The sequence below is a fragment of the candidate division WOR-3 bacterium genome (assembly GCA_016934535.1).
GTDB lineage: Bacteria > SDB-A > SDB-A > SDB-A > SDB-A > JAFGIG01.
Genome location: JAFGSQ010000065.1, coordinates 1 through 7,341, shown reverse-complemented (window position 1 = coordinate 7,341; position 7,341 = coordinate 1). Strand labels below are relative to the sequence as shown.

Annotated in this window: 8 protein-coding genes and 2 tRNA genes; 3 read left to right on the top strand and 7 right to left on the bottom strand. The window is 42.3% G+C overall.

What is annotated here, in order from left to right:
- Window positions 1-141: 141 nt before the first annotated feature.
- The 6 genes from JXL83_09350 to JXL83_09325 form a co-directional block, all read right to left on the bottom strand.
- Complete coding sequence (locus tag JXL83_09350; GenBank protein ID MBN2364323.1) at window positions 142-984, bottom strand: hypothetical protein; 843 nt, start codon at window positions 982-984, stop codon at window positions 142-144.
- An 11-nt stretch (window positions 985-995) separates the two neighbouring features.
- Window positions 996-1,069: transfer RNA gene (locus JXL83_09345), tRNA-Gln, on the bottom strand.
- Window positions 1,070-1,148: 79 nt separating this feature from the next.
- Window positions 1,149-1,913 (bottom strand): signal peptidase I, encoded by a 765-nt coding sequence (lepB, locus tag JXL83_09340; protein MBN2364322.1) that lies wholly within the window; start codon window positions 1,911-1,913, stop codon window positions 1,149-1,151.
- 4 nt (window positions 1,914-1,917) lie between these two features.
- Entirely contained in the window at window positions 1,918-3,438 is a 1,521-nt protein-coding gene (locus JXL83_09335) for a mechanosensitive ion channel (GenBank protein ID MBN2364321.1), read from the bottom strand.
- A 4-nt stretch (window positions 3,439-3,442) separates the two neighbouring features.
- Window positions 3,443-4,858 (bottom strand): metallophosphoesterase, encoded by a 1,416-nt coding sequence (locus tag JXL83_09330; protein MBN2364320.1) that lies wholly within the window; start codon window positions 4,856-4,858, stop codon window positions 3,443-3,445.
- A 48-nt stretch (window positions 4,859-4,906) separates the two neighbouring features.
- Window positions 4,907-4,990 (bottom strand) — tRNA-Leu (locus JXL83_09325).
- A 163-nt stretch (window positions 4,991-5,153) separates the two neighbouring features.
- On the opposite strand from JXL83_09325, the gene JXL83_09320 reads away from it, so the two are divergent.
- Genes JXL83_09320 through JXL83_09310 form a run of 3 tightly spaced genes read left to right on the top strand, consistent with a single transcriptional unit; the run spans window position 5,154 to window position 6,708 of the window.
- The gene (locus JXL83_09320) at window positions 5,154-5,531 is read left to right on the top strand and encodes a hypothetical protein (GenBank protein MBN2364319.1); all 378 of its coding nucleotides are present in this window, start codon (window positions 5,154-5,156) and stop codon (window positions 5,529-5,531) included.
- Between the two features lie 14 nt (window positions 5,532-5,545).
- The gene (locus tag JXL83_09315) at window positions 5,546-5,902 is read left to right on the top strand and encodes a hypothetical protein (protein MBN2364318.1); all 357 of its coding nucleotides are present in this window, start codon (window positions 5,546-5,548) and stop codon (window positions 5,900-5,902) included.
- Between the two features lie 11 nt (window positions 5,903-5,913).
- Window positions 5,914-6,708, top strand: coding sequence for a hypothetical protein (locus JXL83_09310; protein ID MBN2364317.1), 795 nt, complete (start codon window positions 5,914-5,916; stop codon window positions 6,706-6,708).
- A gap of 63 nt (window positions 6,709-6,771) precedes the next feature.
- Here JXL83_09310 and JXL83_09305 read toward each other — a convergent pair whose 3' ends face one another.
- Window positions 6,772-7,230 carry a T9SS type A sorting domain-containing protein gene (locus JXL83_09305; protein MBN2364316.1) on the bottom strand — a complete coding sequence of 153 codons (459 nt, stop codon included), beginning with the start codon at window positions 7,228-7,230 and terminating at the stop codon, window positions 6,772-6,774.
- Window positions 7,231-7,341 lie beyond the last annotated feature (111 nt).

The window sequence follows — 7,341 nt, the reverse complement described above, 5'->3', positions numbered from 1 at the left end:
GCGGGAGAGGGATTTGAACCCTCGGCCTCTGGGTTATGAGCCCAGCGAGCTACCACTGCTCCATCCCGCGACGCAAAATTATTACAAAGATTATATTTGATTTTTCAGCGATGTCAATTAAAATAAGAAAAAATGTTCCGGTCAATCGTCGTCGTTTAAAAAGTACGAAGGAGAATAGACGGTTATCTCCTCTCCCGACAAGACGATAACAGCCTCTGAACCAAAATATATTTTTTCCCCGGTTTCGATTTTTGTTGAAGCGCCTGTCCGGGATACAATAGCCGAAATCAGAAAATCTTTGTCGATTTTAAGTTCTTCGGACAATTCAGAAAGTTTAATTTTCCGTTTTGACTCGCCGTTCAAAAATTTCCTGGCGAAAAGGTCAGGATCGTTTTTTCCCCAAAACACTTCTCCCTTTTCGCCGTATTCTCCTGACAACAACACGTAATCGTTCTTGAAATAGTATTTCTGCATGTCAGATATTTTGACAGGCGCGATATATTTGACGAGTAGAAAATCAAAAGTTTCAAAATCGTAGTCAAAAAAAATCTTTTCCGGTTCGTACGGAAATATGTTTATTTTTTCAACGCTCCACACGTTGAAGAAACATGCAAACATTTCAGTAAACGGCACAAATCCTTCGTGAGACAAAAAGGAACGGTCATCGTCGGAAGATTTTCTCGTTATAATGAGTTTTGAACAATTGGATACCGGTTTCTCGTCAGTCAATTCAGATAAAAAAGTGACCGTGAGAAAATATTCATTCGTGCTCTCGTTTCTGTCTATCACGACGTACCCGTTTTCATCGTCGATTTTTCTTGATTCGGGATTAATGGACAAATTTTCAGAAATTTTTTCGACCAAAACGCCCGCTTTTTCCAGATCGAGCTGAATTGTTTCAGTGATAGCGTACGCGCCTTTGAAATCAAAAAAATATTTTTCAAGATCGAAAAATTTTCCGTCGGATAAATTCTGGCTGTTCATCAGGAATTATCTGGCTGGGGTGCAGGGATTTGAACCCCAATAGCGTGATCCAGAGTCACGAGTCCTGCCATTGGACGACACCCCAGTGTTCGAATTTGAAAAGAATATAATTGAATTCTTTATTTGTCAATTCCCAAACATTTTTTTTTACTGTCAAAAAAGGTTTAGATTAACAATCTTCCTATTCGTGTCCATTTCACCCATTTCCACGGCGCGATCACTTTTTCGTTTTCCTTCATGTTGAAAGAGAAATACAATATCAGGGGTTTGCCCCTGAGTTCTTTTGCCGGGACCGGACCCCACGCTCTCGAGTCGTCCGAATTGTCCCTGTTGTCGCCCAACATCAGGTATTGTCCCCGGGGAACGACGATCGGTCCGAAATTGTCTCTTATGTAAGGGAAAATAGCCCCTTCGTGAAATTTTCTTTCTTCCCAAAGTTTCTGGTATTCTTCGATGGTCAAAGATGCGCCAAGCTGTGTCTGAAAAAGGGAGGGAAAAATTCTGTCGTCTGAAAACACTGTGTAGTCTTCTTCGAGGCTTTTTCCGTTAATGTACACTTTTTTATCAATTATCCTCACCGTGTCGCCGGGCAATCCTATACACCTTTTCACAAAATCCCTGCCGTCTATCGGATACCTGAAAGCGATTATGTCTCCCCTTTTGGGATCGGCGAACTTGAACAGATGAAGATTCCAGAGCTCTTCATTTCCTCTGTGATAAGCAATCCTGGGGCCGAGGGAGAGTCTTTCGACGAAAAGAAAATCGCCTACCAGAAGCGTATTTACCATGCTCGGAGTCGGAATTCTGAAAGACTGTATCAAAACCAGCCTGACTATCAAAACGAAATATACCGCCACTGCTATTGATTCTATCCATTCCCTGGTCGAACTGAAATTTTCCTTTGATTTTCTGCTTTTTCTGAACAACATACCTTCACTTCCTGGTTATACCGAAAAATCCCTGAATTTTCATGAGAATCGAAGTTTTTTCTTTTTCGTCATGAACGCTGTCGAGCTCAGAATACTTCGGATCGCCGAGCCTTTCAAGTTCTTTTTTTCTTCCCAGAAGTTTTTCACTTAGAGAAAAAGCTATCTTGGGATTCGCGACAAGTATCTGTTTGAAAGCGTTTTTATTTATAAGGATCACCTCGACTTCAGTGAACGCCTTTACGGTCGCGCTCCTCCTTTCGCCGGTCAAGAGTGACATCTCCCCTACAAAGTCGAGAGGTCCGAGTTTAGCGACGAATTTATGAGATCCGTCCTCCCCTTTCTTCTCAACAACCACCTCGCCTTTGGTGATTATGAACATTGAATCGCCTTCGTCTTCCTGCCTTATGATTATGTCTCCCTGGCCGTAGGACACTCTCGGAGAATTCTTCGCCAGAAGCATTATGTCCTCCGATTCCAGCGGCTCGAAAATAGCTATTCTTTTGAGAGTTTCGACTGTTTCCTGTATCCTTATTTCGACCGAAGCGGCATGGGACTCGTAATTCTTTATCTGTCTTATCGGGAAAGGTATATCAATGCTGTTCCTCTTGAATGAATACCAGATTTTAGTCATGACCTCGTCCTGGGCCTGATGTATCTCTGCGTAATCTTTTATCCAGAACTTAAGCTTGTAATTTATAGAAGAATCCCCGTAATTTGTCAGCCAGCACAGAGGCCGGGGCTCTTTTTTAGCGAGCTTGGATTCGAGGGCGCACTGAATGATTATATTTTTTACTTTTTCGGGTGAATTTTCGTACGACACTCCGACATTGATCTCGACAGCCTTGTTTCTCTGAGGTCTCGAGAAATTGATTATTTTTTCAGAACTCACTTTCGAATTCGGTATTGTTATCAGGTCGTCCTGCCTTGTGTGTATGGTAGTCGATCTCCATGTGATATCAATGACCCATCCCTCTTCTTCACCGACTTTTATCCAGTCTCCGTGCTTGAACGGCGATTCCATGTTCAAGGCTATACCGGAAAGAAGATTTCCGAGAGTTTCCTGAAGTGCAAAACCGAGGACACCGGCCAGGACCGCGGACGTAACTGAAATACCCTTCAGTTCCATCTTGAAGTGGAAATGAAGTATAAGTAATACGAAAATGACCACCAGGACGAATTTTATTATGTTCCTGAGGACGCCGGGAATTATTCTGGCGGATTGTCCTTTGTAGTGAGTCTGTCCCGACAAAAAGAAATCCGCAAGGTCCGCCAAAAGATATGAGCCGATTACAAGTACGGCTCCTGAGAAAAGATTGCCCAGAATTATGCCGATTCTGGCTGGAAATATCAGGTCCGAAAGTACAAGACTGAGCAACCATAGAAAAAGAAAAAAAACGAGCGCGTGAATAAAAAACTTGTTCTTTAAGAGAAACCTGTGCTTGAAAGTTTTAGCCATCAGAAGTTCCAGGACGAACCATCCGATAAAAGTGGCGGCGATTTTCAGAGTCAAAAAAGAAAAAAGCATTAAATTACCTCATCACAGTGAATTTATTTGAGTAAACTTCTTCGCCAGAGTCAAACATTAAAAAATATACTCCGGATATGTCCGTCAAAAACTCGGCTTGTTGATCCGGTTGAACTCTTTTTTCAAAAAGCACTCTGCCGGTTTGGTCAAAGACGCGAAGTACTCCGGGAATCTCGGCGTAATACCTGAAACCGTTACTCATGTACTCTACAGGACAGCGGTCGAAAACCGGTTCAGCAGTCTCTTCGACATCTGTCAGAGAAAAATTGTCCCTGATAGCGCCAGTGTTGTCTATGGCCGTGATACTCAGCGTATTGCCGTTTACTTCGATAAGGCAGAAATGGTGGTAATCTCCGCCATATCCTCCCACGATACTTCCCCCCGCGCCTCCTGAAATGAGCTGATTAACGCAGGTTATCGTGTCCGGAAGAGGTCTGCCGAAAAAGTCACGGTTATAAAGATGTATGTGACCGGCCATGTCGAGTATGACTCCGTTGTCTCTCAAAACTTTCCAGTAAGCGTCTCGTTCTTCGGGATGCTCGCCCAAAAAACCGTAGAGGTCGCCCGCTGTTGACCATGCGTGTTCGTGATGGGCGGTGATTTTAAAGCGCGATTGGCCGGTCGAAATATTTTGAACGAGCCAGTTTCTCTGGACTACGTCAATTATCTCCGGATTGTCGTAATAATCGGAATCGAGAATGTAAAAAGTGACGTCTCCCCAACCGAAAAAGTAGACGAGTTCATCATAAAATTCAGGCATGGGCGCATTACGGGGCATTTCGAATTCGTCGGCAAGAATGTCTCCTCCGTTGAAGTTGTGATACCAGGTGTTGACGTCATGATTGCCTATAACCATGAATACCGGCCTGTTGAATGCAATCGTGTCGGTGGCAATTTTAAAATTGTCCCACTGCTGTCTGACCTCGGATTGATAGTATGAGTTGTGAATTCCGTCGCCTAAAAAAAGGACGAAATCGGGGTCGTAGGCGCAGATATTGGCTATGTTGGCCGTAAACTCCGGTGGTATTCCTCCTGATCCCGCCGTGCAGTGGGCGTCCCCCAAAACTGCGAATGTAAAACTTTCGCCTGGTGCGGCTGGCATTCTGAACACCCTTTCGGGTGTCTGGACTGTGTCTTGAGCATTTTGGATTTTTACGGAGTATTTCCAGGACCTCGTCGCGTTGAAATGCCTGAGAACGACGGAATGGAATGTGTCCGGAGAACTGCAATACGCGGTCTCTGACATAATCCCGCTATCCTCGCCATACATCACCTGAAGAAAACATGAATCGTCTGTCTCGGCTGTAATAAAAACGGAATCCCTGAATACGGAAGAAATTCTCGGCCCGTGAACAAACGACAGTGCCTGGATGTCCATAAAAATAAGCATTGCAAAAACGATTGGTCTGAGTCTTTTCATAGAGAGATTATATCGGAGAGGCGGTAAAAAACAATTTAAAAAGAAAAATGCCGGGACTGGGACTTGAACCCAGACGAGATTTCTCCCGCCAGCCCCTCAAGCTGGTGCGTCTGCCAATTCCGCCACCCCGGCAAAAAAAGTATTCTATGTTCAAAGAGCGAATATATCCAAATATCCGTCAATTTTTACAACAGAACAACTCATCAGTCAAGATTTTTTATCCGTTAAGAGTTACTCGTTCTTGACCTTTCATATTTCATCTGCTAACATAATAAGTTAAAACTAAGGAGGTAGTATGAAAAAGCTAACATTAGCAACCGTGATGTGTCTGGTTCTTGTTTTTGCAGTTGGTTGTTCGATGATGGGAAACAGCCAGAAAATTCTCGATGATCTCAAAACAGCTCAGACAAAGATTGAAGACCTGACTAAAGAAAATGCGACTCTCACTGATAAAGTCGCGACTCTCGAAACCCAGATCGAAGATTTCGGCGATATGGATATTGAAGAAATCCAAGAAGAGATGGACGCTTTGAATGAAGAAATTGCTACTTTAAAAACTACAAATGATTCACTGATACAAGTCATTGAAAAACTCAAAGCAGGTTCGACTTCTGGCGGCGGCTCATCAGGCGGCGGTGGTCATCCGACGATACCGATTACTCCAATAAAGTAAAGGCTTGAAGCATAATGAAACAAGGACCATTTATTCTTGCGATTTTACTTATTGCAGTATTATTTGCTGGTTGTTCAAACAATGCACAATTGGAACAGCTTCGTCAAGAACTCAAGATATATCAGGATAAATCAATCCAATATGAGGCAAAGATTTCCGAGTTGGAAACAGAACTGGCAAAATACAGCAATATAACAATTGACAGTGTCGGATTGTCAGAAATTCAGGATGATATACTAAGATTACGCGAAGAAAATGTCGTGTTAAAAAGAGCCAATGACTCTCTCGACAGCGTTATATACGGATTGCATAATCCTGACAAACCGCCTTTGCAAACACACCCTACAATTCCTATTGTTCCAATAAAATAAAAGGAGGAAAGATGAAGAAAATATTATTGTTGGTCATTGCTGTAGCTTCGTTAGCAGTTTTTGGCTGTACCAAAGACGACAGTCCGACAAATCCAGGCGGTGGAACTGCTGCAGCACCTACTAATGTTGCCATCGATGCGACAATGGATGGGATGGGATTAGTAATCACTTGGTATGCAGTCACAAATGCTGATTCATACCAGATCGAATACCCCGGAACAAAAGGTTATGCCGTTGTGACAGGCACAAGTTATACGCACAACAATCCGACAGAACTCGGATCATACAGAGTGAGAACTTTTGTAGACAATGATACGAGCACTTGGTCTTCATCTGTTACAACAAATCCGGTCGAACAATCGGGTTTCCACATAGGTGAATGGACTCACAGTTCTTATCTTTCATGTTTTTACTGGGACAATTCAGGTAACGGTTATTTGATGTCTTCACAAGCGACGGGAAATCCACCATACAACGCATCATTAATCGATATATTCCTGTACGATAATAACACTTCAAACAATTTATATTTTGTTGGGGGTCAAACTTCTCCTTCAACTGGCACAAAAACAACATACCTGGCAAGTGATGTAAACGGCACATATACACATTTCGCACCTCCGACTGGTTTAAATCCTCCTGCATGGGCAGCTATAACCCAGATTCCTCTTAATACAACGAATTATTTCTGGGTAGAACTATCAAATGGTCATTATGTCAGAATTCTTGTAACTTCACTTAACACAAAAGACCTTTATTTCCGTTACTGGTGGCAGCCCGTCCAGGGTTTCCGCGGAGCTTTCTAGACATCACAAAAACAAAAAAAGGGCAAGATCACTCTTGCCCTTTTTTTGTTTTCAATTTTCTTGTTATTCAAAAATCGCGAATTTGCCCTTGTGAAGAGTTTTTCCCCCGCTGTTTATTACTAAGAAGTATGTCCCGCTCGATATGTCTGAACTGTTTCTTTCCCATCTGTAATTTGCTATACCGGAATTGAAGAAAACACTGTTTTCTTCAGAAACTTTTCTTCCGTTAATGTCGAAAATTGATATGTCGAGATTGGCATCATTTTCAAGAACAAAAGAAAATTCAACTCCTCCGCTTAAATTATTTACTTGAAAATTTGTAATATCGTGTCCAGAAATTTCTACTTCCGAGAGCTGTTCATAAGGTGTCAAAACTGGATTGGATTTGTAAGTGAGATAGGGATAATAATTATCGGGGTTCGTCATCGAAGATGTGTATGTGCCCAGATATACCTGACCCGTGTTGTTGTTAGAATTTACTACTTTTACGTATTCAGCGACACCGTAACCGTAAAAGTTCAAAGGATGTTCATAATATGATTTAAAACACTAGTGTCCTAATAAAATCATTATAAATTGAAGAGATTCATTTGTCCACAAGGGTCTCTGGCATTTAGGGGATTGTCGGGATTC

Excerpts from the sequence above, each read along its gene's own strand:
- JXL83_09350 (MBN2364323.1), bottom strand. The coding sequence starts at position 984 with ATGAACAGCCAGAATTTATCCGACGGAAAATTTTTCGATCTTGAAAAA.
- lepB (MBN2364322.1), bottom strand. The coding sequence starts at position 1,913 with ATGTTGTTCAGAAAAAGCAGAAAATCAAAGGAAAATTTCAGTTCGACC.
- JXL83_09335 (MBN2364321.1), bottom strand. The coding sequence starts at position 3,438 with ATGCTTTTTTCTTTTTTGACTCTGAAAATCGCCGCCACTTTTATCGGA.
- JXL83_09330 (MBN2364320.1), bottom strand. The coding sequence starts at position 4,858 with ATGAAAAGACTCAGACCAATCGTTTTTGCAATGCTTATTTTTATGGAC.
- JXL83_09320 (MBN2364319.1), top strand. The coding sequence starts at position 5,154 with ATGAAAAAGCTAACATTAGCAACCGTGATGTGTCTGGTTCTTGTTTTT.
- JXL83_09315 (MBN2364318.1), top strand. The coding sequence starts at position 5,546 with ATGAAACAAGGACCATTTATTCTTGCGATTTTACTTATTGCAGTATTA.
- JXL83_09310 (MBN2364317.1), top strand. The coding sequence starts at position 5,914 with ATGAAGAAAATATTATTGTTGGTCATTGCTGTAGCTTCGTTAGCAGTT.